General features: G+C 35.1%; 24 protein-coding genes and 2 pseudogenes. 15 read left to right on the top strand and 11 right to left on the bottom strand.

Annotated features, from left to right (window positions below; genetic code table 11):
* Positions 1–4 precede the first annotated feature (4 nt).
* Together JL53_RS03345 and JL53_RS03350 are read left to right on the top strand one after the other, a co-directional pair.
* Positions 5–1729 (top strand): ABC transporter ATP-binding protein, encoded by a 1725-nt coding sequence (locus JL53_RS03345; protein WP_003718741.1) that lies wholly within the window; start codon positions 5–7, stop codon positions 1727–1729.
* Positions 1726–3549 carry an ABC transporter ATP-binding protein gene (locus tag JL53_RS03350; protein ID WP_003718742.1) on the top strand — a complete coding sequence of 608 codons (1824 nt, stop codon included), beginning with the start codon at positions 1726–1728 and terminating at the stop codon, positions 3547–3549. Before JL53_RS03345 ends, JL53_RS03350 begins: the two co-directional genes overlap by 4 nt.
* Before the next feature lie 85 nt (positions 3550–3634).
* Here the strand turns inward: JL53_RS03350 and JL53_RS03355 are convergent, their stop codons facing one another.
* Positions 3635–4234, bottom strand: coding sequence for a TetR/AcrR family transcriptional regulator (locus JL53_RS03355; RefSeq protein ID WP_003718743.1), 600 nt, complete (start codon positions 4232–4234; stop codon positions 3635–3637).
* A gap of 273 nt (positions 4235–4507) precedes the next feature.
* On the opposite strand from JL53_RS03355, the gene JL53_RS03360 reads away from it, so the two are divergent.
* The 3 genes from JL53_RS03360 to JL53_RS03370 all read left to right on the top strand — a co-directional run bounded on the left by JL53_RS03360 (position 4508) and on the right by JL53_RS03370 (position 7431).
* Positions 4508–5389: an ABC transporter ATP-binding protein gene (locus JL53_RS03360; protein WP_038406765.1), complete on the top strand. Its 882-nt coding sequence runs from the start codon at positions 4508–4510 to the stop codon at positions 5387–5389.
* Positions 5390–5414: 25 nt separating this feature from the next.
* Complete coding sequence (locus tag JL53_RS03365) at positions 5415–7028, top strand: ABC transporter permease (protein WP_038406766.1); 1614 nt, start codon at positions 5415–5417, stop codon at positions 7026–7028.
* A gap of 103 nt (positions 7029–7131) precedes the next feature.
* Positions 7132–7431, top strand: a complete 300-nt coding sequence (locus tag JL53_RS03370; RefSeq protein ID WP_038406767.1) for a rhodanese-like domain-containing protein — start codon at positions 7132–7134, stop codon at positions 7429–7431.
* Positions 7432–7478: 47 nt separating this feature from the next.
* Here JL53_RS03370 and JL53_RS03375 read toward each other — a convergent pair whose 3' ends face one another.
* Both JL53_RS03375 and JL53_RS03380 read right to left on the bottom strand, forming a co-directional pair.
* Positions 7479–9251, bottom strand: a complete 1773-nt coding sequence (locus JL53_RS03375; protein WP_038406768.1) for a LapB repeat-containing protein — start codon at positions 9249–9251, stop codon at positions 7479–7481.
* Between the two features lie 181 nt (positions 9252–9432).
* Positions 9433–10059: an FMN-dependent NADH-azoreductase gene (locus JL53_RS03380; protein WP_003718749.1), complete on the bottom strand. Its 627-nt coding sequence runs from the start codon at positions 10057–10059 to the stop codon at positions 9433–9435.
* 179 nt (positions 10060–10238) lie between these two features.
* On the opposite strand from JL53_RS03380, the gene JL53_RS03385 reads away from it, so the two are divergent.
* On the top strand, positions 10239–10679 hold the full coding sequence (locus JL53_RS03385) for a MarR family winged helix-turn-helix transcriptional regulator (RefSeq protein WP_003718750.1): 441 nt from the start codon (positions 10239–10241) through the stop codon (positions 10677–10679).
* Positions 10680–10681: 2 nt separating this feature from the next.
* The gene (locus JL53_RS03390) at positions 10682–11623 is read left to right on the top strand and encodes an NADP-dependent oxidoreductase (protein WP_003718751.1); all 942 of its coding nucleotides are present in this window, start codon (positions 10682–10684) and stop codon (positions 11621–11623) included.
* A 108-nt stretch (positions 11624–11731) separates the two neighbouring features.
* Here the strand turns inward: JL53_RS03390 and JL53_RS03395 are convergent, their stop codons facing one another.
* Positions 11732–11974 (bottom strand): hypothetical protein, encoded by a 243-nt coding sequence (locus tag JL53_RS03395; RefSeq protein ID WP_003718752.1) that lies wholly within the window; start codon positions 11972–11974, stop codon positions 11732–11734.
* 106 nt (positions 11975–12080) lie between these two features.
* Here JL53_RS03395 and JL53_RS03400 point away from each other — a divergent pair, with 106 nt between their 5' ends.
* Positions 12081–13838, top strand: coding sequence for a glycerophosphodiester phosphodiesterase (locus tag JL53_RS03400; protein ID WP_038406769.1), 1758 nt, complete (start codon positions 12081–12083; stop codon positions 13836–13838).
* A gap of 44 nt (positions 13839–13882) precedes the next feature.
* Here the strand turns inward: JL53_RS03400 and JL53_RS03405 are convergent, their stop codons facing one another.
* Complete coding sequence (locus JL53_RS03405) at positions 13883–14383, bottom strand: DUF5067 domain-containing protein (protein WP_003718755.1); 501 nt, start codon at positions 14381–14383, stop codon at positions 13883–13885.
* 79 nt (positions 14384–14462) lie between these two features.
* Positions 14463–15578 carry a serine/threonine-protein kinase gene (locus JL53_RS03410; RefSeq protein ID WP_038406770.1) on the bottom strand — a complete coding sequence of 372 codons (1116 nt, stop codon included), beginning with the start codon at positions 15576–15578 and terminating at the stop codon, positions 14463–14465.
* 108 nt (positions 15579–15686) lie between these two features.
* Here JL53_RS03410 and JL53_RS03415 point away from each other — a divergent pair, with 108 nt between their 5' ends.
* From JL53_RS03415 to JL53_RS03435, 5 genes are all read left to right on the top strand, one after another.
* A complete protein-coding gene (locus tag JL53_RS03415) occupies positions 15687–16142 on the top strand; it encodes a hypothetical protein (RefSeq protein ID WP_038406771.1) in 456 nt (151 codons plus the stop codon).
* Between the two features lie 55 nt (positions 16143–16197).
* Complete coding sequence (locus JL53_RS03420; RefSeq protein WP_038406772.1) at positions 16198–16587, top strand: DUF1398 family protein; 390 nt, start codon at positions 16198–16200, stop codon at positions 16585–16587.
* A gap of 93 nt (positions 16588–16680) precedes the next feature.
* On the top strand, positions 16681–17421 hold the full coding sequence (locus tag JL53_RS03425; protein WP_038406773.1) for a sulfite exporter TauE/SafE family protein: 741 nt from the start codon (positions 16681–16683) through the stop codon (positions 17419–17421).
* A gap of 80 nt (positions 17422–17501) precedes the next feature.
* Positions 17502–17780: a hypothetical protein gene (locus JL53_RS03430; RefSeq protein ID WP_003718760.1), complete on the top strand. Its 279-nt coding sequence runs from the start codon at positions 17502–17504 to the stop codon at positions 17778–17780.
* Positions 17781–17795: 15 nt separating this feature from the next.
* Positions 17796–18068: a DUF3116 family protein gene (locus tag JL53_RS03435; protein ID WP_038406774.1), complete on the top strand. Its 273-nt coding sequence runs from the start codon at positions 17796–17798 to the stop codon at positions 18066–18068.
* Positions 18069–18111: 43 nt separating this feature from the next.
* Here the strand turns inward: JL53_RS03435 and JL53_RS03440 are convergent, their stop codons facing one another.
* Positions 18112–18555 carry a GNAT family N-acetyltransferase gene (locus JL53_RS03440; protein WP_003718762.1) on the bottom strand — a complete coding sequence of 148 codons (444 nt, stop codon included), beginning with the start codon at positions 18553–18555 and terminating at the stop codon, positions 18112–18114.
* 454 nt (positions 18556–19009) lie between these two features.
* Between JL53_RS03440 and JL53_RS03445 the strand changes: the two genes are divergently transcribed.
* Positions 19010–19384, top strand: a complete 375-nt coding sequence (locus tag JL53_RS03445; protein WP_038406775.1) for a MerR family transcriptional regulator — start codon at positions 19010–19012, stop codon at positions 19382–19384.
* Between the two features lie 87 nt (positions 19385–19471).
* On the opposite strand, the pseudogene JL53_RS15300 reads toward JL53_RS03445, so the two are convergent.
* From JL53_RS15300 to JL53_RS16000, 4 genes and pseudogenes are all read right to left on the bottom strand, one after another.
* Positions 19472–20315 (bottom strand): annotated as a pseudogene (locus JL53_RS15300) (IS3 family transposase).
* Between the two features lie 104 nt (positions 20316–20419).
* Entirely contained in the window at positions 20420–21121 is a 702-nt protein-coding gene (locus JL53_RS03460; RefSeq protein ID WP_038406776.1) for an SGNH/GDSL hydrolase family protein, read from the bottom strand.
* Between the two features lie 114 nt (positions 21122–21235).
* A pseudogene (locus JL53_RS15995) lies at positions 21236–21558 on the bottom strand (DUF6044 family protein).
* A 368-nt stretch (positions 21559–21926) separates the two neighbouring features.
* Positions 21927–22304, bottom strand: a complete 378-nt coding sequence (locus tag JL53_RS16000) for a DUF6044 family protein (RefSeq protein ID WP_394355432.1) — start codon at positions 22302–22304, stop codon at positions 21927–21929.
* A 751-nt stretch (positions 22305–23055) separates the two neighbouring features.
* Between JL53_RS16000 and JL53_RS03470 the strand changes: the two genes are divergently transcribed.
* On the top strand, positions 23056–23703 hold the full coding sequence (locus JL53_RS03470; protein WP_003720355.1) for a cyclic nucleotide-binding domain-containing protein: 648 nt from the start codon (positions 23056–23058) through the stop codon (positions 23701–23703).
* Positions 23704–23760: the final 57 nt, after the last annotated feature.

The raw sequence follows: 23760 nt of genomic DNA on the forward strand, positions 1-23760 counted from the left end.
ACAAATGATGAAATTAATGAAAAGATTAAAACCTTATTGGCTGAGTATTACAGCCGTATTAGTTCTTACTTTCGGACAAGTTATTGGTCAACTTTATTTACCGACGTTAATGTCCAACATTATTGACAAAGGAGTCGTGGAAGGAGATACCGATTACATTTGGTCGACGGGTATGCAGATGCTCTTGATATCTTTTGCTTCTGTTATCCTATCAGTTATTGTCGTTTTTCTAGCATCAAGAATTTCGATGGGATTTGGGAAAGACTTGCGAGACAAAATTTTTACAAAAGTTGAGGATTTTTCGTTACAGGAGTTTGATAAGGTAGGGACTTCCTCACTTATTACAAGAACGACCAATGATGTTGTTCAAATCCAAAATGTTCTATACATGATGATGAGACTAATGGTGATGGCGCCGATTATGTTACTCGGCGGGATTATTATGGCAGTTGGACGGGATGCGAAATTATCACTAATTTTTGTTGTTGTTCTTCCATTATTACTTATTTTAGTAGTGGTTCTTGGTAGTAAAGCAATGCCAATGTTTAAATCACTTCAAAAGAAAATGGACAAATTAAACCGTGTTATTCGTGAAGGTTTAACAGGGATTCGTGTTGTTCGTTCCTTCAATCGCAATGAAGACGAACTGGAAAAATTTGAAGAAGCGAATGCGGATTATGCAACTACTGCAATCAAGGTCAACCGACTGCTTTCACTTATGAGTCCACTAATGATGCTACTTATGAACTTAACATCTATCGCCATTGTTTGGATTGGTTCGATTTTTATTGGAAATGGCGATATGCAAGTAGGGGACTTAATGGCGTTTATTCAATACGCGATGCAAATTATGATGTCCTTTATGATGCTTTCTGCTGTATTTATCATGATTCCACGTGCCGGTGCATCTGCGGAACGTATTAATGAAGTGCTAGATATGGAAGCAGAAATACTTAACCCTGCTAATCCAAAAACAAGTACACCTCCAGCAAAACTTTCTTTTGAAAACGTGACTTTCCGTTATGAAGGTGCTGAAAAACCTGTGATTGAAAACATTAGCTTTGAAGCAAAAGCGGGAGAAACCGTAGCTATTATCGGAAGTACCGGCGCTGGTAAATCTACTTTGATTAATATGATTCCGCGTTTTTATGATGTCGAAAGTGGTGTTGTAAAAATTAATGGAATCGATGTGCGTGAAATGGATCAATCTAGTTTGCGTCAAAAAATCGGACTTGTTCCACAAAAAGCAGTGTTATTCACCGGGACAATAGCTTCCAACATGCGCTATGGTAAAGAAGATGCGACAGATGAAGAAATCTGGAAGGCGCTTCGAACTGCTCAAGCGGAAAATTTTGTCTCTAAACAGTCAAATGGGCTTGATAGTCGCGTGGAACAAGGTGGTAATAACTTCTCAGGAGGACAGAAACAACGTCTTTCAATTGCACGCTCTTTAATTAGAAAACCAGAAATTTATATATTTGACGATAGTTTTTCGGCGCTTGATTTCAAAACAGACGCTAAACTTCGGGAAGCACTTAAAAAAGAAACAACCGAAGCTGTCACACTTATCGTTGCTCAACGAATTACCTCTGTGGTGAATTCTGACCAAATCATTGTGTTAAATGAAGGTAAAGTTGCTGGAATTGGTACACATGAAGAATTAAAAGAAAACAATCAGATTTATAAAGAAATCATGAGGTCACAGCTGTCAGAGGAGGAAATCGCATGAGTGCAGCAACACCAGGTCCAGGCGGTGGAATGAGAATGCAAACAAATGCCAAACCGAAAAATTTTAAACAAACATTATTCCGATTACTTGGCTACATGAAACCTCGTTCTGTCGCAATAATAGTTGTATTTATCTTTGCAATCCTGTCCACGATATTTAATATTTTTAGCCCGAAAGAACTAGGGAAAGCAACAACAGAAATTTTTAAAGGTGTAATGAGTCCAGCTGGAATTGACAATGATAAAATTTTTAACATCTTAATGATTGTTTTAGTACTATATCTTGGAAGTTCTTTATTCAGCTTTATTCAACAATATGTGATGTCGAGCGTGGCACAACGTACTGTTTATGATATGCGTAAAGATTTAAAAGCGAAAATGGCACGACTTCCTCTAAAATATTATGATACACGTTCAAATGGGGATATTTTAAGTCGTTCTGTTAATGACATGGATAATATCGCAAATACGCTACAACAATCTTTAACGCAAGCAATCACGGCAATTGTCCAAATGATTGGTGTCTTAATTATGATGCTAACAATTAGCTGGCAGATGACATTGATTGTACTTGTAACCGTACCAATTAGTATTATTTTAGTAGCAATTATTGCTGGTAGATCACAACGTTACTTTGGTGCACAACAACGTAATCTAGGTATTTTAAATGATACTGTAGAAGAAACATATGGTGGCCAAACAATAATTAAAGCGTTTGGTCAAGAAAAGAAAACTTTGGTTAAATTTGATGAAGTGAATGATGATTATTTTAAAGCAGCGAAAAAAGCACAATTTATTTCTGGAATAATGATGCCAGTAATGCAATTTGTAGGAAACTTAGGTTATGTAGGTGTCTGTGTTGCCGGTGGTATTTTTGTTACTAATGGAACGCTTCAAGTAGGTGATATTCAATCATTTACACAATATGTTCAACTATTTACGCAACCTATCTCTAGTGTCGCTAATATTGCTAACATTATTCAATCTACTATTGCTTCTGCGGAACGTGTTTTTGAGATGATGGACGAAGAGGAAGAAAAAGATGAAATCCCTGCCGACATTAACCAAATTGCTGGCGAAGAAAATAGTATTGTTTTCGATCATGTGAAATTTGGTTACACCCCAGACAAACCATTGATGACCGACTTAAATATTCATGTGGAAGAAGGACAAATGGTTGCGATTGTTGGGCCAACTGGAGCTGGTAAAACAACGATTATTAATTTGCTGATGCGTTTCTATGATGTTGATGGTGGTTCTATCCGGATGAAGGGTATCGATACACAAGATATGACAAAAGAAGCTGTTCGTGAAAAATTCGGCATGGTATTACAAGATACTTGGCTTTTTAATGGAACAATTGCTGATAATATTGCTTATGGTCGGGAAGGTGCAACAAAAGAAGAAGTTGTTGGAGCTGCAAAAGCGGCTTATGCGGATGATTTTATCCGTAGACTTCCAGATGGTTACGATACTATTCTGAATGAAGAAGGATCAAATATTTCGCAAGGTCAGAAACAACTACTAACCATTGCAAGAGCAATACTTTCTGATCCGTCTATCTTAATTTTAGACGAGGCTACATCAAGTGTAGATACTCGAACAGAATTAAATATTCAATTAGCAATGGGGAACTTAATGGAAGGACGCACAAGTTTTGTTATTGCACATCGTCTTTCAACAATTCGTGATGCAGATTTAATTCTAGTAATGAATCATGGTAGCGTCATCGAACAAGGAACACATCAAGACCTATTAGCCAAAAAAGGATTTTATGCTGATCTGTATAATAGTCAATTTACTGGAGCTCAAGCAGTTTAATAGTGAGAAAAACACCCTATATTTGTACTTTTACTGTACATGATAATGGGTGTTTTTCTGTATAATCAGAAGTGGTTTGTAATCGTTATTGCTTATTGGGGGCGATTCCTTTAACAAGAACCTCTGTCCATTCCGCAGTATAGGGAAGGATTTTATCATAGATTTTTGGATTAGAAATCCCTTCAACAAGTGCTTGGAAAAACAAAATCAAAAATTCATCTGAGTATCGTAAGTCTACTTTTCCTTCTTTTCGACCACGATGAAAAATATCTAGCATGATATGAAAACTTTCTTGTGTGTATGCTTCCATAAGTAGAGAGAATTCTTGATCATTTTTTTTCGTATAGTAGGCCATTAGGTCCAAGTAAAACTGGTGTTCAATTCGTTCTAAATAGCGAATTTTATTTTGACTCATCGCAATCAAAGTTTCTTCAAAGGGTAATCCTTCTGCCATGATTTTTTTTGCTGAGTCTGCCATATCTGTCATAAATTGCATAAAGACTTGGTGGATCAAGTTCTCTTTTCTGTCAAAGTATTTAAAAATAGTGGCTTTACTAATTCCAGACTGTTTTACAACTTCGTCTATTGTTAACCCTTCAGTCCCTTTTTTGGAATTCATTAAAGAAAAAGTGGTGGCCAAAATTTGTTTTCTTTTTTCTTCGCTACGTTTTTCAAAGCCATTCATTAGCATTCAACCTTCCATTAATATATTAAACTTTAAATTCATTTTGAGTTCAAAAAAATAAGAAATAATCATTTTTATCTCATTTAATAAACTGGATTCAAGAAAAAAATATGGTGATTCGTTAGAACTTTGTTGACATAAGATTTAAAATAACCTATTATTGATTTGAAATTGAAAAACAGTTTATAAAATGAGATAGATGGGTAATTTTAAACTTAAGAAAGCTTATTTATTCTATTTTATCATTAAACCGAAAAAAGGAGTATCGAAATTATGACAGAAATTGTAAAAGTCGAACAGCTTCAAAAAAAGTTCGGTAAATTCCAAGCTTTATCTAATGTATCATTTACGGTAAATCCTGGCGAAGTTCTAGGTTTTATCGGACCGAATGGCGCAGGAAAATCAACTACAATTCGTGCGTTACTTGGAATTATCCACAGCGATGGAGGAAGTGCAAAGATTTTTGGAAAGGATGTTTGGAAAGACAGTCTGGAAATCCATAAAAAAATTTCTTATGTGCCAGGGGATGTAGCACTTTGGGGAAGTTTGACTGGTGGAGAGATAATTGACTTATTCATGAAATTACACGGAAATGGTAGTAAAAATCGACGTGATGCACTTATTCAAAGTTTTGAGTTAGATCCAAAGAAAAAAGCTAAAAACTATTCCAAGGGAAACAGACAAAAAGTAGGATTGATAGCAGCACTTGCAGTAGAGTCAGACCTTTATATCTTTGATGAACCCACGTCAGGACTTGATCCATTAATGGAAGCTGTTTTTCAAGATGAAGTAGAGAAAATTAAGCGGTCTGGAAAAGCGATTATCTTATCTTCGCATATTTTGAGTGAAGTGGAGCGACTTGCAGATAAAATTGCTATCATCCGACAAGGAAGTGTTGTTGAGACAGGTACTCTTGCAGAATTACGACATTTAACTCGTTCAACAATAACTGTCCAAACGAAGGAAGATGTTGCTGCACTAAAAACAATTGATGGTGTACATGACTTCGTTCAAAAAGATGATGAAGCAACTTTTTCGGCAGATAATACTGCGATGAATATTATTTTAGCAGAAGCCTCAAAACTCGGTGTTATGAAATTCGAGTCCGTTCCGCCAACACTTGAAGATCTGTTCATAAGACATTACGAAGCATAGGTGGATTCGGAGGAGGGAATTTAAAATGAATGAGAAATTTGCTTGTTGGATGATTTTGTTTGTCCAATACTTAAAACGAGATTGGAAGAAAATTATCTTTTGGGTAGGTGGTCTTGGCGTATTTTCAGGTGCTTTTGTCCCGGCTTTTGAAGAAATCGCTAAAGGAAATGGTTTAGTTGGTATGTATGAAACAATGCAGAATCCAGCAATGATTGCGATGGTTGGACCTACACCGGTTTCAAGCGCAGTTGATTATACGCTGGGTGCAATGTATTCTAATGAAATGTTACTTTTTTGTGGTTTATTTGCTTCTGTTATTTCTATTTTGCATGTGGTTGGGCATACGCGAAAAGAAGAAGATTTAGGTTTGACTGAACTAGTTCGTTCATTCAGTGTTGGAAGGCAAGCGAACTCTTTTGCGGTGATGAAGGAGACTTTTTTAATTAACCTATTGCTTGGTGTTGCAATAGCCGTTATAATGGCAAGTTTTGGTGCAGAAACGATTACTGTTGAAGGGTCATTTTTATTCGGTCTTTCTGTTGCAGGAGCTGGACTTTTAGGTGCTGCGCTTGCCTTGTTTTTTGCACAAATCATGCCAGCATCATCTGGAGCAACTGGTGCTTCACTTGGCATTTTAGGTTTACTTTACATTTTGCGTGCGGCTACCGATACAGCGAATGTAAATGCATCGATGTTTAATCCGATGGGTTGGACATATCTCACCTATCCATTCACTGAAAATAACTGGTTGCCACTTCTCTATTTGCTCCTTTTTGTTATCGTCCTAAGCGTTCTATCATTTGTACTTGAAAGTAGACGTGATATGGGTGATGGTTATATTCCCCAACGAGAAGGGCGGGCTAACGCAAGACGTAGCTTACTATCTGTTCATGGATTACTCACTAAACTCAGCAAAGGTATCACGATGGGATGGCTAGTTGCCTTTATAGTGATGGGAGCAGCATACGGGTCGATTTACGGTGATATGCAGTCGTTTTTAGAAAGTAATGATTTATTGAAACAAATGTTTAGCAGTTCTAATATCTCATTAGAAGAATCATTTACAGGTACAATTATGATTGTGCTCGTTTCTCTATCTGCTATTTTGCCGATTGCGATTATGAACAGGCTTTTCTCAGAAGAAGTCCGTGGTCGTTTTAGTCAGCTTTTTTCAACGAAAGTTTCACGTGCTAAGTTCTACTGGACAAGCGTGTTTTTAGCAACTATTGCAGGGATTATTGCTCTATTCTTTAGCTCTGGAAGTCTTGGAGGAGCAGCACTGGCTTCGATGGGGAGTAACTCGGATATGAATTTTGGTGATTTTATTGGAGCCGGATTTAATTTCTTCCCAGTTATTTTATTTTTCATTGGACTTGCCGGTTTATTCTTAGGATGGCTACCTAGATTGGGGAAAGTGGTTTATCTCTATTTAGGCTACTCATTTATGTTAAATTACTTTGGAGGGATTCTTGATCTCCCGGTTTGGTTCTCCAAAACAGCCATTCAATCTTGGTTGCCTCAGCTTCCAGGAGAGTCCTTTGACTTACCAACATTTATTACAATTACTGTGATATCAATTGTATTACTTGGATTAGGCTACATTGGTTATAAACGTCGTGATTTTATAGAAGGAAACTAATTTTTTCACCTACTCAGCTTCAGGGTTCTTTTTGAGCAGAAAGTTTGTTTGATTGCGGAATAGACGATATGGTTAAGAAAGAATAAATAGAAGAGGTGAAAAAATGTATCAATCTATTACAGCAAACGACTTGGAACAAGAATTGAAGGTCAATCCAAGAAATATATTAGATGTAAGAGACGCTGCTGATTATGCGGGAGGGCATATTCCAAATGCTATCAATATCCCGATAAACCAATTACAAGAGGAACTAAAAAAACTAGACAGCAAACAAGCTTATACAATCATTTGCTATGCAGGTGGACGGTCAGAACGTGCTAGTCAGTTTTTAGCCACTGAAGGTTTTGAGGTAACAAATGTAATGGGGGGCATGGGAGCATGGCGCGGAGAAGTTAGTAAATAATGAATGCAAAAAAGCTGCGATTTTAGCTAGAGTCGCAGCTTTTTAGTTTAATATTGTTTTCTTTTTCTGAAAGAGAGAACAGCTACACCGGCTAAAACGATACCAATTAAAATCATGGTGTCTTGATCAGCATCACCTGTAGCAGGTAAGGAAGCTTGCTTGGTGCTTTTTTGATGATTAGGTGATGTGTTTTTGTTGTTAGTAGAAGAATCAATATCACCGTTTGGATTTGGACTTGGATCAGGTGCAGGTGCTGGGTCTGGTCCAGGAGGTGTTGGAGGAGTCGGTGGGACAGGTGGTTTTTCCCCATTCTCAACTGTTACGACAACTTTTACAGGATCTGCCTCTACGCCATCTGAACTTACCGCACGCAAGGTCACCTCATACGTGCCGGCTTTATTTAAGTTAACCACACTATCAAAATCACTTGTGACGGGACTTCCATCATTGGTAGTAGCTGAAATATCCTTTAAAAATTGTTCGGGAGTTTTGGAATCGTCGGTTGTATAAGTGATTGTTTTATCCGCCGTAATTACTGGTTTAGCTAAAATAGTGACTGTGACTGTTTTAGGTGTTGCTTTTAGACCTGCAGCATTTTCGGCATTAAGTGTCACGGTATAAACCCCTGGAGTATTTAAATCTACCACACTATTAAAATCACTTGTCACTGGGGTTCCATCATCTGTTTCAGCTTGAATATCAGCTAAGAACTGTGCTTCTGTAATAGAATCTCCTTCTATATAACTTATTGTATCATCATTTGTAATCGTCAAGGAATGATCAATATCAAAGTAATGGTCGTATGTCCCACCTGAAATCGTATAGGAAGTAATATTTGGCGGAGCTGCGTAACTTCCAGCTGGGTTATTATAAACCGCATTGTATTCCATCTTAGTAATGGCATCAAAATCATCTTTTGTAATCCCGCTAACTGTGACACCAGTATCATCAATACTTAACCGACTGCCAGCAATTTGTTGTTCATTTAATGTGAAATAAGTGCTAGAGCTACTTGTAGAAGTTGAAAATGGAATAAGATCACCATTGAAATTCACGGTGCGGTCTGTCATTAACGTAAAGGGAACAAAAATAGTTTGGTTTGCTTCATCATAATTTAATGCGGAACTCTTAATAGAACTGTTTATTAAGACCGACCGCCCAACATTCTGTCCATAAGCAGATAAATTGTTTAACTTGGGAAAGTCTTCAATTCCACGATAATCATGAATTCCACAAAATTGTACAAATAAAGTAACTAGATTAGGTAATGATTTAAGTGGCATAATATCGGTCAAAGAATAGTTACTATCTAAATTTAAGTAAGTTAAGTTGGGGATTTTATTAATTTTAGTTAAAGCATCATTGGTGAGATTTGCAGGACTAATATTTAAGTTTGTTAGCTCTTGTAAACCATTAAGATCTGGGATGGAGTTGGAGGTAATATTACTACCAGCTAAACTAATATTTGTTAATTTTGATAATGAGGCGAGTAAAGAAAAATCGGTAACTTGTGTGTTAGCTAGTCGGACAGAAGTTAAATTATGTGCATAATCTATACCGGTTATATCTGCTACAGTACCTCCATTAATAGTAATGTTGGTAATCGTATCCATCTGTGCCTCTGTAATATCACTAGTAGTAGGTTGACCCAAAATACTATTCAAGTAGCTTTTGAATGCGGGATCAGGAATATTTACAATATCTTGGGCCGCTTGGACATTGCTATTTTCTTCTGCAGAAACATTGTTAGACATCGGGGCAATGCTAAGTGGCAATATTAAAAGAGTGCATAGACTGATTTTTATTCCTAGTTTTATCATGAAGCTGTTGCCTCCTTTTTAAATTTTAACTATAAAATTAATATGATTATACTTCATCTATTATTAATTCCTTTAAAAATACTTTTTTAAACAAAAATATGTCTAAAATGTTAACGATATGGATGAAAATGCACAAAAAAAAGAACTGTTAATGAAATTCATCATTGACAGTTCTTTTGGATTAGAATTTTTGAGCAAGTTCAGCAGCTTCTTTGGCACCTGCTGAGATAATATCTTTTGCTTGGTCTGGTTTTGCATTGTGACCTTCTACAATCACCATTTCTGGTTCGGAAATTCCGAAGTGACCAAGGACATTTTTTACGTAATTTACAGACATTTCGAAGCTTTGCATTGGGCCATCTGAGTAGATTCCGCCACGTGCATTAAGTAAAGCTACTTTTTTATCTGTAACAAGACCAATTGGACCATTTGCAGTATATTTGAAGGTTTTTCCAGCTTGATTCAAATAGAATAAGTAAGTTAAAAATTGAGCCGGAATACTGAAATTCCAAAGTGGGAAAGCCATAACGATTTTGTCGGCTGCTAAGAATTGATCTAAGTAACCATTGGCGATATCAGCCAAGCGTTTTTCTTCACTGGTAAGTGTTTCACCAGCAACATCTTTATGTAATCCACTCATCATTGTTACATCATAATAAGGTAGATCAGCTTCAAATAAATCTAATTCTGTCACATTATCGTTCGGGTGTGATTTTTTGTATTCGTTTAGAAAAATTTCGTATAGTGCTACACTCACTGAGCGTTCTGCAGGTAAACCGTTTGCTTTGATGAAAAGTACATTTGTCATTACAATCTTGCCTCCATTTATAAAAGTATCTATCAAGTGTAGCGTATAAGTTAGTATAACAGCAAATAATATGCTTACAAAAAATTAGTTACTATTTAAAATGAGCATATTCTTTGTACTTTAGAATAGGACGCGTATAATGATTGATATATCATTTGACATATCAACTATGGAGGTGAATGAAGCTGGAACCATGTACAGAACAATCTGAACTACTTTACCGAATGCATTTGCTATCAAAAGAAATTAGTCATGTTTTTGAACAGCAAACGAATCGAAGTTTTACTAAAGTAGAGATTTTATTTCATATCAGGCAAACACCCGGCCAGAGTCAAAACAAACTAAAAGAAAGCTTGTATATTGATTCGGCAAGTATTACAAGGCATTTAAAGCGTATGGAAGAGCAAGGACTGATTACTCGTGAAAAGAATGATGAAAACAAACGCTACACATACTTGTTTTTAACCGCAACTGGTGAAGCGGAATTAGCTTCTTTACTTGCAGAAAAAGAGAATTTTCAAAATGAAGCACTAGCAGGTTTTTCAGAAGAAGAAGTTGCCTTTTGGTTAAAATCAATCACAAAAATGATGAATAATATCGAGAAAATGGAGGAGAAATAAAAATGAAAGCAGTAGTAATCGAAAATTATGGTGGTAAAGAACAATTAAAAGAAAAAGAAGTAGCGATGCCTAAACTAGAAAAAAATCAAGTTATCGTCAAGGAAAGCGCAACTTCCATCAATCCAATTGACTGGAAGCTTCGTGAAGGCTACTTAAAACAAATGATGGACTGGGAATTTCCAATTATATTAGGGTGGGATGTTGCTGGTGTTATTTCTGAGGTAGGAGAAGGCGTGACAGATTGGAAAGTTGGCGATAAAGTATTTGCCCGTCCAGAAACAACTCGCTTCGGGACATATGCAGAATATACTGCAGTGGATGACCATTTATTAGCGAAAATCCCTGATGGTATTAGTTTTGAAGAAGCTGCTTCAGTACCACTTGCTGGCTTAACAGCATGGCAAGCACTATTTGATCATGCAAAACTTCAAAAAGGTGAGAAGGTATTGATTCATGCAGGTGCTGGTGGCGTTGGAACTTTTGCAATTCAACTAGCAAAACATGCAGGAGCAGAAGTAATAACAACCGCTAGCGCTAAAAACCATGAATTACTGAAATCACTTGGAGCGGATCAAGTAATTGACTATAAAGAAGTTGACTTTAAAGATATTCTTTCTGATATTGATGTGGTTTTTGATACAATGGGAGGACAAATCGAAACGGATAGCTATGATGTTTTAAAAGAAGGAACTGGACGATTAGTAAGCATTGTAGGGATTTCTAACGAGGAAAAGGCAAAAGAAAAAAATGTGACATCGACTGGGATTTGGCTGGAACCTAATGGCAAACAGCTGAATGAGTTGGCTAAATTATTGGAAAATAAAACTATAAAAGCGATTATTGGAGAAACTTTCCCATTCTCTGAAAAAGGTGTTTTTGATGCACACGCTTTAAGTGAAACACACCATGCAGTCGGAAAAATAGTGATTTCGTTTAATAAGTAAAATTTTCGAAAGGCTAGATGTCAGTATCTAGCCTTTTTTGCTGTTTGCTGGAATAGTTTTAGTGGGATATAATAACGAAAGAATAGTAGTGGAAATACGCAGTTGTTGTTAGTCCTCTGTGAGAAAAATAAGATCATTTGTCACTTCTAAATCACTTAGTTGTTTAGCAACTATGTCAGCTCCGGTGTTTAATGTATAAGCAATCTGAGTGAGAACTCGGAGACTAATATCAGAAGTACGGACATTTTTATCAATTAATTTCTGTAAAGTTCCTTTCTTTAAACGAGTATTAGCTTCGACTTCAGCAATGTTAGTGTGATTATTTGCTAGAAATTGTTCCATTGGATGCATAATTCCACCTCTTTCGAATAGTTAATTTTATGAATTAATTATAACTAATTTTACTTCTTAGATAAACTGTAAAGCCTTATAAGTAAAATAGGAAGGAGGGAACTCAGTGAATGATATAAAAAATAGTTTGAAAGTTATATATCAATATCGGATGGACTATCTTAAAGTCACTTTATTACTGACGACAGTTCAATCCTTTGTTATTCCGCCATTTATTTATTATTTCTTTTTCTTTATTCTTCGGATTGCTGGGGTACCAGGTATTACAGACTCGAACTTAGGCGATATATTTTCAAGCCCAATCGCTGTTATCATGCTAATTGTATTAGTATTGCTTATTTTGTTGTTTGTTTACTATGAATTAGGATTTTTCATTTTAATGGCTATTTACCAACTTAGGGGAAAAGACTATACCATTTTAAAAATTCTCCAAAGACTTAACTCAAAAGCAAAATATTTCATTAGTTTTCAAGCAATTTATTTTCTTGTTTATTTCTTTTTGCTGCTACCAATTGCAGGGTTATCTTTACCACTAACTATCACGGAAGATTTGTATTTACCACATTTTATTACGGATGAATTGATGAAGAGTACTGGAGGGATGTGGCTATATTTTATTGCTATTAGTATTATTTTTTACATTAGCGCTAGACTTGTTTTCGCGCTGCCATATTTTATTGAAGATAAGTCACTTAAAATTAATACAGCAATAAAGAAAAGTTGGCAATTTCCACAGAAACGTTTATTTACGATGTTGTTAAAATGGGTATTAATCATTGTTATTACTGGATTTGTTATTTCCATTATTGCCTCCATAATTATGTTTCCTTTATTTTTAGTAGAGAAATTTTCAGCAGAGGTAACGGTATTTGTAGCTGGATTAACCTTAACGATACTTCAAATAATCGGTTTTTTCTTTGCTGGGATTTTTCAAGGTATTATTGCCCAACTATTAGTCAAAAATGCGTTTATCATTGAGACAAAAACTGAATTGTGGCAAGCGAACCGTAGCCAATTCTTCCCTAAAAAACAGATTATTATCAGTGGAATAGTAGTGTTCATCTTCGTCAGTGGTTTTAATGTGTATGCTGTAAATTCGACTTTATATGAGCCAAACACTAAAATCATTGCTCATCGCGGAGATACGATGAATGCAGTGGAAAATACAGTAGAAGCAATTGAATCAGCAGCTAATGCTGGGGCGGATTATAGTGAGATAGATATTCAAGAAACGAAAGACAAGAAATTCATTGTTTTCCATGATTTAACACTTCGTAGATTAGCAGGAAGTTCGAAGAGAGTAGCAGATATGACACTAAAAGAACTACAACAAATCGAAGTACATAGTGGTACTTATTCTTCTAAGATTGCTACATTGGAAGAGATTATTGCAACTGCGAAAAAGAATAAAATTGACTTGCTTATTGAAGTTAAATTACACGGCGCAGAATCTGGGGACATGGTTAATAATTTAATCGCGCTACTAAAAAAAGAACAAGTAACAGATAAATATTTAGTTCAATCACTTAATCAGCCAATTATGGAGAAAATTGAAAAGACAGATCCAACTTTAAAAACTGGTATTATTTTAGCGTTAAATATTGGTAATTTACCAAAAACATCAGCTGATTTTATTGTCTTAGAAGATTTTTCAATCAACAAACGATTACTTACACAAGCAAAACGAAATGAAAAAATGGTGTTCGTTTGGACAGTTAATAAAGAAAAATTAATGCAAATGTATTTAAGGAAAAATATTGACGGCATCATCACAAATTATCCTGCCAAAGCAATCCAACTTAGAACTACTTTCAATGAAAATGATTCGTTTATGAATCGGGTGAAAAATCGCTTAACGTTTTAAACAACAAAGAACCCGTAAACAAACTATTGCCTACGGGGTTCTCGTTATTTTAATTCAAATGATTTTTTAACAGTATTATCGCTAAAACTAATGAGTTCTTTTGCTTCAATATCGACTTTATTTTGCGTATCTTGCAAACTGTATGTTTCGGTTACTTCAAGTGATGAGCCTGGCTGAACGTCTTTATCTGTGTTACCTAAGACATCTCCTGAAGATACCGTTGTTTCTAATTGTGTGCCATTTTGAAAAGCCTGTTGATCAATTGCCACCATGAATGAAATATTTTCTTTGCTATTATTGGTGAACTTACTTTTGACAGCGATGGCATCTTTTCCTTCATAGTCTTTGATAACTTCTGAACTAATGATTTCGACTTGATAATCTCCTAGTTTATTTGGATCTTTTTTCTTCTTCTCTTTTGTTTCCGCTTTTGCTGTCTCTGTTTTAGCTTCACTTGATGTATCTTCTGTTGTGCCACAAGCTGTAAGTGCAAGTGAAAGCGTAAGACCTCCTATTAATAATAAAGCTTTTTTCCATTTTTTCATTGTATTCTCTCCTTCTTGGTTTATCTGCTTCTATTAGACCATGTGTATATAAGAAAAGTCCTATGCAATGGGCATAGGACTAAGAGATTAGTGTGTTGAAAATTGCTGAGATTAGAATACAAATAAATATATAAACAGGGATACCGATGGCTCGTAGTACAAATGAAGTTGATTTTAAAAGAGGTAGTTTTTTCCATATGCCACATAGATTAGTAAAAATAATAAAGGCAGGAACAATTAAGACAAAGTTGCTAAAAAAGTTCTCTGTGTGAGTCATTTTGGAGCTTTCTAAAGGTTCGCTAAACAAACCAAAAAGTAAGAAAATATAGCCTAAAATAGCAACCACCATTTTCCAAGTACGTCCTGTCCTAAAACCGGGAATGTTCCTGTACCAAGGAAGAAAAACTTGCTCAGGTTCCTCTCTCAAGTTTTCAAAACTTGCGAAATCGGATAGCTCAGAGACAAAAGTTGGTCCAAGCGAATCATTTTTGACCGCTGTTCGAAATTCTTCAATTGTTTGATAACGCTTGTCAGGGTCAAAAGATGCAGCACGATGGGCGATTTTTTCAAGGGAAGTGGTGTTTTCTTTACCGGGTAAGATGTTTTTTTCGCATAAGAGTTCGAGCATAAGGATACCGATACTATAAATATCTGAACGAGCATCGGTTTGTGAATAACCGTATTGTTCGGGAGCGGCATAACCAATTGTGCCGAGGTTAACAGTGTCTTGGTTTTTGCCAATCTCGTAAACACGAGAAGCATCGAAATCAATTAATTTTAAGATGCCGTCATTCGAAATCATAATATTGGATGGTTTAATGTCCCGATGAATGATATCATTAGCATGGAGTTCGGTAAGCGCGTTTGCTAGCATTAACATGAGTCTCGTCACTTCACTAGGAGCAAATGTAGGATGTTTTTTTACTAAATCTGCTAAATTTTTCCCATTAATATATTCTTCGTAGACAATCAAATGTTTTCCACTAGGAATCATCACTTCTATTTTAGGTAGGTAATCACTAGATAATTTTTTCAGTTGCTCAATAACAGGAGCATAACCAATCGGAAGTACCTTACGAACAAATAATTCTCCTGACGAAATATTCCGAGTGAGGATAGCAGGATTTTCTTTATCGTTTAATTCATCTAATTTTTTGTATTGTTGTTCTATAAAAGCAAGTGTCATTTCTCCCATTTACATAAAATCCCCTCTACACCTTTATAGTAAAATTATAGCATGAAGCATAGTAGTCTGGTACTTATTCCATGATATAATGAAAAAAAACAGTCGGAGGCATGCCTAATGGATGGGGAAAAAGAGACAAGTAAGTTACTTCATGAATTAAAAAAAGCGACCAATTTGCGCCAAGTTTTAGATGAAAATGAGGGTGAATTTAAATCAAATGAGATGGTTAGCTATTTAAAGGAATTATTAGCAGAAAAAAATTTGACGAAAGCGAGTGTTATTCGTTCGGCAAGACTTCATGAAACATATGGTTATCAAATATTTAGTGGGGTGAGACGGCCGTCACGGGACCGAACGATTGCACTTTCTTTTGGATTTAAACTTTCGGGGTTAGAAGCTAGTCGTTTGCTGAAATATACGGAATATCCACCACTATACGCAAAAAATCGCCGGGATGCGATTATCATTTTTGCTTTGGATCATGGTTATTCACTTGATCAAACAAATGATTCGTTATATGACCTAGAAGAAGCATTGATTGAAACATACAAAGAAGAAAAGCCAACTATTTAAATTTTCATCGTAGTCAAGTATAATATAAATAAACATATTTGATTGGAGATCAGCAATGCTAAATAAACAAACGATTTTAGAAGTAGCAACAAGTGAAAAAAATGCAGGAGATTTTCCTAAAGTTATCGCAGGTTTCAAACAAATTGGTGTAGTCAAATATCAATTCCTTGTACAAAAAGGTATTTATATATTTTGGGATGCTAGCGAAAAGAAGATAGAAGCGCAACTAAATGGTGTTCCTAAACCGTTTGCTCAAGAAGTTTCAACAGAAAAAATTAAAAAAGCTGTTCAACAAGCCCAAGCAGGTTCCATCCATTTTGAAGCATTTATAGAATTAGCTGGTTTAGCAGGAATCGCTCTTTGGGAAGCGGATTTAGATCAAATGACAGTTACTTATATGAATGAGCCTTTAAGTGAGGTACTTAGCGAACCAATTCCAGAATAAACAGTTAAAGACAATAATTTATTGTCTTTTTTAGTACTTTTTAATAAATGAAAATATGTTAAGCTGAAATAGATAGAAAAGAGGTAATGGTAAATGGACATAATAACATATTTTCTAATAGCGCTTAGTACAAGTGTTATCGGAAGCTTTTTAGGAATTGGTGGCGGTGTCATCCTTTTGCCAATCTTATTATTGATGGGTGTTTCTCAGGGGACAGCTGCTTTTAGTTCTGCATTGACGGTGTTTACGATGGCGATTTTCACCTGCAGCATCTACTATAAACGAAAACAAGGGGATGTTGGACTAGCATTAAAAATAGCGATTACAAGTATCCCGACCACTTTTTTAGGAGCCATGGTCAATCAAATGCTACCTGAAACAGTTTATCGCTTTTTATATGGAGTTTTAATCGTCGTACTGCTGCTACTAATGGTGTGGAAAAAGAAACGCCATAGTGAACAACCACATTTTTTAAGTAAATACCGGATTATGCCATTTGTATTTGGGATTATAATTGGATTTTTAGCAGGGTTGTTCGGTATTGGTGGGGGACCGATTGTCATACCAATACTACTATTAATATTTATGTTAAATCAAAAAACAGCATCGGCCACATCTAGCTATGTAACACTACTAACTTCATTTGCGAGTATTGGTTCTTATGCGATTATTGGTGGAAGTGATTTTTCAATTGGAATTTATATGATACCTGGAGCTATTCTTGGAGCGTTAATTGGTACTCGTTTAAACAAATTACTAGATGAAAAATGGATTGCGATTCTATTTAATATACTTTTAGTCGCTTTATTTGCATTGAACTTAATTAAGATTTAATAAAAACAAGCTATGAAAATTAGCTTGTTTTTATTGTGTCGCGTTTTTATGGTAAGCTTAAAGTGACAAGGGGGGAGCATATGAAGAAAAGCAGGCAAGACTTTGCCGCATTTTTGCTAACAATCGTAACAGTAACTTGGGTTATTTTGACTTGGGGATTACATATTTCAGGCATTGTACCAGGTGGAGAAAAGGGGATTTCATACAAACTTATTCCGCTATTTTTAAGTATTATTTCTACTATTAGTGTTTTTTTTGTGAAGGAAAAGCTGGTGAAGTGGATTCTTTTAAGTTTTAATATTTTATTATTAGTTTTGATATTTTTTATTTATCATATTGGAGAAATAGGGATGCTTTAAGCAGGAGTTGATATGATGGAACGACCAACGGAAGCGGTAATTTATCAGATTTTAGCTAGAACCGAGGATGCAAATGCCACGATGGATCACTTGATGTATGAATGGATGTCATTTCCAGGGGCTAGATCATTTACTAAAAATCAATTACTTTTTGCAGTCTATTGGTTGGAAGCAAATGAATTTATTTTTCGGAGTGCGGAAGGTCTGACAACTAGATATTTCAGAACGACAAAGGGGAATGTGAAATTGGCTGAAATAGAACGAATTCATTTAAATATGACAAAATAAAATGGCTTGAAGTTCCATCGAATTTGGATTTCAAGCCATTTTTTTAAAGATATTTAGCCATTGTGATATCCGTGTTTTCAAAACCAATTTTGTTATATAAACGGATAGCAATTTGATTATGAGCAAAAACATGCAGTTCGATTTTATTAATCTGCATTTCTTTAGCCAAAATATCTAAAGCCTCTAAACTTTTAGTACCAAAACCCTGGCCACGGAATTCCTCAAAAATAACGAAATCATAGATAAAAGCAGTTTTCTGGGAAGTAGTTTCGTCGGTATGAAACCAAAGATAACCAATTTTTTGAGAGGTGAATATGCTATAAAGATGTTCGTTTGGTGTTGTTACTCCGTCAAAAAGTAATTTGTCAAAGGAAGCTTTTGATTTAGCTAAAGCTTCCTGGTCAGACCAAGTTCCAGCTTCAACTTTATCTTTTGCATAATCAGTAATAGCGGACGATAAGAAATCTTCCAAATCTACGGAAGTCATTTTTTGTAAATGTAAAATGGGCGTTCACTCCTTTTTTTTAAGTATAACACGGAATGAATTCTATTTTTGAACAAAAATGGTAAGGCTTGACTTGAAGTGCACTCCAAGTGTTTTCATTTAATTAACGAAGGGCTGAAAACATTGTCATCGGAACAGCTATATATTGGTCAGACATGACAAGACTTCTTAAAACTTTTATTGATCGACACGAGAATCAGTTGACGAACGCTATAATGGCAAAAATATAAAGATTATCGTACAAGGATCTGGACCAACTAAAGAAGAAATAAATACTATTTCTCCTATTTTTGAACATTTTTCGAAACGTTTTGGTATGGAGTATCAAGGAGTAATAAGCTGATAACAGAATACTAATTGATAGCTAAGTTTAAATCGAATTTTTGTCTTGTTGAAGGTATAATGGTAGCAACAATAATTTTAGGAGGGGTGAAAAATGAATATAAAAGAAGCGGCAAAGATAACAGGCTTAACAAATGATACGATTCGTTATTATGAACGTATCGGAATAATTATGCCAATACCTAGGCAGGCTAACGGGCTACGGGATTTTAATGAGCGAAGTATCAATCAATTGAAGTTTGCTAAAACAATGCGAAGTGCTGGTATGGGTGTCGAAAGTTTAAGAGAATATGTTGCGATGATTTATGAAAATGATGACTCAACTATCTTGGCACGAAAGGCATTACTCACTGAACAAGCAGAGTTAATGCAAGAAAAAATAGATGAAATGCAAGAGGCGCATGATTATTTGCTTTATAAAGTGGAAAATTATGAAGGGCATATGCGAGAGGCAGAAAAAAAGTTATAAGTTTGCTATTTAAGTGAACATAAAAAAGCCATTACTGTAATGCTACACTGACATGGAAAAGTGAGAATTGAATAAAAACACTTTTGATTAAACTGCTTGTTTCCTGAAATTAACGGGAGACTGGTAGCCTGATTTTTGTTGAATTCTTTTTTCATTATAATATTTAATGTAATCTTTTACAATTTGGATTACAATAGATTTAGCGTATTTATACGCTTTATTAAGGTAGAATGTTTCACACTTTAGCGAGGAATGGAAACATTCTATGGGAGCGTTATCTGCAGGTGTCCCTTTTCGGGACATACTACGGATAACGTTTTTCTTTTAACTTTCACTTGGCACTGCCAACTGTGTTTCTGCATAATGCGTTGAACTTGATTGATACCAATATTTTCTTCTTGTTTCATTAGTGCAGCAATCTTTCGATAACCATACGTATAATGATAAGTTTTACACAATTTCCCCACTTTGTTTTCCACGGTAGTTCGTGTAAAACCTTTCTTTTTCCAGCGGTAATAAGTGGATATTGGAACTTGTAATGCTTGGCAGATTTCTTTGACTAGATAGGTTCTTTTTAGATTTTCTACTAAGGAAACAAAATAGGAGGGACTCACTTCCTTTCCAACGCCTTGTACTTTTTTAAGATTTCCAGTTCCACTTCTTTTTGTCGAAGAGCTATTTTTAATTGCTCTATTTCGGGTAATTCAACGAGACCTTTTTGATGTTTATATTGTTTTCCTACACCTTGATGAAACCGATGGGTTTCTCCATTTCGATACCAGCGCCACCAAATTTTCACTTGTGTTGGATTCTTGATATTTAAAGCGTCCATAATTTCTTTGGTTGCTTTGCCAGCTAGCTTCATTTTGATTGCTTCTTCTTTTATTTCTACTGGATACATAACTCTTGTACGCACAAAAAACACCTCCATTAATTTCATTTTACATGAATTCAACGAAAGTGTTTTTCTTTTATTCTCATTTTTTAGTGGCAGTGCCCTTTAAAAAGTAGTGGCTTTTCATATTGATTAGAAAACTAAGCTTTAAAGAAACTAGCGTATTGGACAAATTTGCGAGACATTTTGATATGCCCTGCTTCATTAGGGTGAATTCCATCTACACATAAAAGATCCTCATAATGAAATTCCGCAAGAAAACTATCGCGAATATCAATAATATGGCTACTTGTTTCACTGGCAATTCGGAAAATAGCATTACTATAGCGTTCCTGCCAGCGATAAATCATTTGTACATCGCCGCCTAAAAAGGCAAGTATATTTTCTTTGTTTAACCCATTTCGCGTAATAAAATTAAAATAACGTTTGGCATGAAGCGGTGGTAAAGTCATCAAAACTGGTTGAATATCTACTTTTTTTAGGCTAGCAATCATTTCATGTAATTGCGTTTCAAATATATCTAGAGGCGTACTTGGAATATGCTGTGCCTCTGGATTTTCAGAAACTTCTGTCCAGTTGAAGTCACAGTCATTTCCACCAAATTCAATTATAGCTATATCATGACTAGCATCTTTGGCTAGATCTTTTGTTAAAATTTCATATCCTTTTGTAATCGTACGCCCCATTGTAGAATGATTTTGGAAAGTGATTCCTAATTTTTCGGATGCACGTTTAATACAATTGTTTTTTAGTAGCGTATAGCGATTTTTTTCAGGATTGAAAAGTACGCCTTTCATAATACTATCGCCCCAAATCCCAACTGATTGGATGGTCTTTTTCATTAAAATCACTCCTTTTACTAATCATACCATAAAAGATGCATAATACGGTTCATTAGTTGCAGAAGTAGCACACATTTTAGCTATTTAAGGTGACACTTTATATAAATAAATTTTCTAGTAAGATTTTTTGTCGTTAAAGATTTTTTCGAATTTCAACCCTTGTTCAGCGGGATTGTCAATTGGTGCTGCGGATAAAATATACTCGCTGTTAACTCCTCCGCATTAAAATCTGAGTTTTTAATATGTTTCTTGGAATCTTTTCCAAAATCATAATTTTTACCTAACTCTGCAGAAAATAAATAACATCGATTTCCCAAATTGTCATAATAATCCTCTAAAACAGGACTCTTATCTAATTCTCCAGTAATTATTTTTCGGAAAGCCGCAGTGAGTAGGAGTTGACATAGCCATCTACTGTAACTTTTAATATCTTCCAACTGCTCGGTTGCATAAAATTGATTAATAGTAGGAGTCTCATGGCCATATCGATAGTAAATCTCGGAATTATGAATAAAAACAACGACGAGGTGTAAGAAATCGCTTTATAAGCTAGTTTTCTCCACCAAGCACCTTTTTTCAATAAGTACACAATCGCTAGGGGAAATAGCCCATAAAATAAAAATAACTGCAAAAAGTGAAATCTGGAAAAGTTCGCATTATTTCCACATGCTCTTTAATGATATCCAACCCTAAAACCACCAAAAAAGAAGCGACAATCTAAAATCAAACTGCGATAAAGGGGAAGTAAAGTCAAAATGAGGAGATTCCAAATTCGTCGCTTATGACTTCTAATGTTTAGGAATGCTCATAATGCAAGCGGCATACCAAGTGTACTTAACATTCTGGATGGCCAGTACGGTGTTAGTGCAAACGCAAGCGAAACAAAATAAAGTGGGACTAGGTATTTTTTATCCTTGATAAGGTAATCTCTTGCCCATAAAAATAATCCTAAAAAAGCAAATAAGCGAGTAATTAATTGATTCATTGCAAATGCAACTGGTGTACTAAAAAGTATATAAAGCCAGTTAATGCCAACAAATTCCGAATCGAATGAATCTCGCGGAACGTTGTCAGCCATCAATTGGTCTATGTTTGCAGTTCCTACCTTAGCTGTGTAATCTCCGCTATCCAAAACCATTTTGTGCCATGTGATATTGGAATCCAAATTATCATGAATTCTCACATGACTATTCCACCAAAAATAAATAAGGGGATTACATAAATTACTAGTAAAAAAATAGCTATAATAAGCCATTTATGCTTTTTCCACATAGTCCTCCCCTTTATTATCTCTCTATTTTTTAAAAAGAAAACCATTCTCAATTATAACAACCATATCTATAAAGTTTCATTACCTAAGAAGTTTTCATACGGACTTCGTTTTTATAAAATATGTCAAGAATGTCACAGATAAGGGACCGTTCATTTTTTAGATATTATGATTAGAATGATGTCTATTTACTATTGGAAATCCAGAAGATACAAGGTTTGGTTAATGGAAATAGACTAGGAAGAGCAAAATAATAAACACGGAAGTTTTGCGCAAATAAATGCATGAGAAGCTATCTTGAAGTTTGCTGAGACCAAAAAATAAAGTACATACAGAGAGTGGGAAATCTTGATTTGAAGTGAAATAGTAGCCTGTAAGCTATTTTAAATAGTATGAAATCGCTGTCACCAAGCGGGCTTTCATACGTCTCTTTTCATTTGCTGTAGTGAAGGATAAAAAAGCGAATAGTCATTTTTAACAAAACGGCTATTTCGTTCCAACAAGAATGATGTCTATATTGTCACATCTTTCGAAAAAAAGTCGGAACTTTTGCTAATTCGACCACTTACGATAGCACTTGTTAGGTAGTAAGATACTAGAGTGTAATACAACAGGATGGTATAAAGCTATTCATTACAGAAATTTAGAAGGGCTGAGTTAAAAAATGAAGTATATTGAATTCTATGATTATGTGAAAAGAGATGCAATTATTTATACATATCTTCTCAGTAATTTTTCTCACGTATTTAAAAAGATAAAAGCATGGGAAAGCATTACGGTTGATCGAGATCATATCCTGTTAATGAAAAAAGGCACATTAATTGAAGAAAGTGCGGGCAAAAAAAAAGGAATTGCACGTTGCTTCTTCCAAAAAAGCTTTGTTTTTCCAACTCGCCATACACTTGAGTTGAAAGCATTAGAAACTACGGAAATTTGCCTTATTCCAGCAGAAACAGTCTTCGGGAAATTAGAGAAAGAACAAATATTGTCTGTTTTTTTCTTGCAAATCGCGGAAAAGAACGAACAGGATTTGAAACGTCAAGAGTTACTTGGAACAGAAGCTTCCAAAAATAAAATTATTGCTACACTTAATTTCTTACTAGAAAATGATTTGACTAATAAGAAAATGCCAGTTTTTTCAGATTGGCTTCACATAAATATTCTAGCAAAATTAGCAAACTGTTCAGTCCCTACAACTTCTTCTGTTGTAAATGAACTGCACAATCAAGGTGTATTGGATATCAAATCATCGCCGTGGAAGCTAAATAGCCGAGAGCTGAAAATCGAATATTTCGAAAAAGAAGCTCAGTAAACAGTGGCTATTTGATAGAAATGAGTTGCGGTGATCCCGCAAGTATGGCAAAATAAT

This window comes from Listeria ivanovii subsp. londoniensis, from assembly GCF_000763495.1.
Lineage (GTDB): Bacteria > Bacillota > Bacilli > Lactobacillales > Listeriaceae > Listeria > Listeria londoniensis.

Coding starts and splice junctions, on each gene's coding strand:
- JL53_RS03410 (WP_038406770.1), bottom strand. CDS start 15,578: ATGGGAGAAATGACACTTGCTTTTATAGAACAACAATACAAAAAATTA.
- JL53_RS03385 (WP_003718750.1), top strand. CDS start 10,239: ATGAAGCTGGAACCATGTACAGAACAATCTGAACTACTTTACCGAATG.
- JL53_RS03355 (WP_003718743.1), bottom strand. CDS start 4,234: ATGAATGGCTTTGAAAAACGTAGCGAAGAAAAAAGAAAACAAATTTTG.
- JL53_RS03395 (WP_003718752.1), bottom strand. CDS start 11,974: ATGCATCCAATGGAACAATTTCTAGCAAATAATCACACTAACATTGCT.
- JL53_RS03380 (WP_003718749.1), bottom strand. CDS start 10,059: ATGACAAATGTACTTTTCATCAAAGCAAACGGTTTACCTGCAGAACGC.
- JL53_RS03430 (WP_003718760.1), top strand. CDS start 17,502: ATGAAGAAAAGCAGGCAAGACTTTGCCGCATTTTTGCTAACAATCGTA.
- JL53_RS03425 (WP_038406773.1), top strand. CDS start 16,681: ATGGACATAATAACATATTTTCTAATAGCGCTTAGTACAAGTGTTATC.
- JL53_RS03405 (WP_003718755.1), bottom strand. CDS start 14,383: ATGAAAAAATGGAAAAAAGCTTTATTATTAATAGGAGGTCTTACGCTT.
- JL53_RS03470 (WP_003720355.1), top strand. CDS start 23,056: ATGAAGTATATTGAATTCTATGATTATGTGAAAAGAGATGCAATTATT.
- JL53_RS03345 (WP_003718741.1), top strand. CDS start 5: ATGATGAAATTAATGAAAAGATTAAAACCTTATTGGCTGAGTATTACA.
- JL53_RS03365 (WP_038406766.1), top strand. CDS start 5,415: ATGAATGAGAAATTTGCTTGTTGGATGATTTTGTTTGTCCAATACTTA.
- JL53_RS03435 (WP_038406774.1), top strand. CDS start 17,796: ATGGAACGACCAACGGAAGCGGTAATTTATCAGATTTTAGCTAGAACC.
- JL53_RS03415 (WP_038406771.1), top strand. CDS start 15,687: ATGGATGGGGAAAAAGAGACAAGTAAGTTACTTCATGAATTAAAAAAA.
- JL53_RS03370 (WP_038406767.1), top strand. CDS start 7,132: ATGTATCAATCTATTACAGCAAACGACTTGGAACAAGAATTGAAGGTC.
- JL53_RS03440 (WP_003718762.1), bottom strand. CDS start 18,555: ATGACTTCCGTAGATTTGGAAGATTTCTTATCGTCCGCTATTACTGAT.
- JL53_RS03360 (WP_038406765.1), top strand. CDS start 4,508: ATGACAGAAATTGTAAAAGTCGAACAGCTTCAAAAAAAGTTCGGTAAA.
- JL53_RS03460 (WP_038406776.1), bottom strand. CDS start 21,121: ATGAAAAAGACCATCCAATCAGTTGGGATTTGGGGCGATAGTATTATG.
- JL53_RS03420 (WP_038406772.1), top strand. CDS start 16,198: ATGCTAAATAAACAAACGATTTTAGAAGTAGCAACAAGTGAAAAAAAT.
- JL53_RS03350 (WP_003718742.1), top strand. CDS start 1,726: ATGAGTGCAGCAACACCAGGTCCAGGCGGTGGAATGAGAATGCAAACA.
- JL53_RS03375 (WP_038406768.1), bottom strand. CDS start 9,251: ATGATAAAACTAGGAATAAAAATCAGTCTATGCACTCTTTTAATATTG.
- JL53_RS03445 (WP_038406775.1), top strand. CDS start 19,010: ATGAATATAAAAGAAGCGGCAAAGATAACAGGCTTAACAAATGATACG.
- JL53_RS03390 (WP_003718751.1), top strand. CDS start 10,682: ATGAAAGCAGTAGTAATCGAAAATTATGGTGGTAAAGAACAATTAAAA.